The following is a 766-nucleotide window of genomic DNA, read 5'->3' as shown; positions in this document are numbered from 1 at the left end:
ATCTTGATTGATATAGTGATTAGCTACCACTATACGCAAATTGTAGAGTTTGGAATGCTGCTAAAATCTTAAATTTGAACCTGAGATAAAACCTACAATTTGCCCTTATCCCTCATACAACTCTGAACGGTAACTAAGCACTTTGATGCTGTATTCACAAGGTAAGATGATGGTTAATGGGATAAAAATCATAGCTTAAACTCAAGGAATATCACCATGATTATGCTAGGTATTGATGTCAGTAAAACCAAAATAGATTGTTGCATTTTCCCTCAAGGTTTGATTGGAAAAAGAAAAAATAAAATATTTACTAATACAGAAAGTGGCTTTGGCAGTCTGCTCAAATGGCTCATCACTCTTAAAATTGAACCTGATCAAGTGACAGCAATCATGGAAGCGACTTCGGTTTATCATGAGAATTTGGGATATTATCTATATGATGCAGGTGTAAAGGTTTGTGTGGCTAATCCTTCACGAGTAAGAGCCTTTGCCAAAGGCATGTCCATGCTAAATAAAACGGATAAAGCTGATAGTGAAGCTCTTTCACGTTATGGTTACACCGCAAAGTTAATCATATGGCAGCCTGAACCTGAAAATGTCAGATTATTAAAAGCTTTACTAGGCAGACGAGATGTCTATCTAGGTAGTCTATTGCAGGAAAAGAATCGACTTGAAAAGGCGCAGTCTACTCTGCCCTAGGATCACTCAAAGCTCCATTTTTATGTTAAAATATTTTAAAATATTAATAACTTATAAAATATTTATT

1 pseudogene is annotated in these 766 nt (G+C 35.1%); it reads left to right on the top strand.

Features of this window, described 5'->3' with window-relative positions:
• Positions 1-216: 216 nt before the first annotated feature.
• Positions 217-690: pseudogene (locus ACPEPR_RS13820) on the top strand (IS110 family transposase); the annotation flags it as partial.
• Positions 691-766: the final 76 nt, after the last annotated feature.

Origin of the sequence: Acinetobacter sp. AND/436, from assembly GCF_049546925.1 — a bacterium.
GTDB lineage: Bacteria > Pseudomonadota > Gammaproteobacteria > Pseudomonadales > Moraxellaceae > Acinetobacter > Acinetobacter indicus.
The sequence above is the reverse complement of the archived record's forward strand: the minus strand, read 5'-3'. Positions and strand labels throughout refer to the sequence as shown.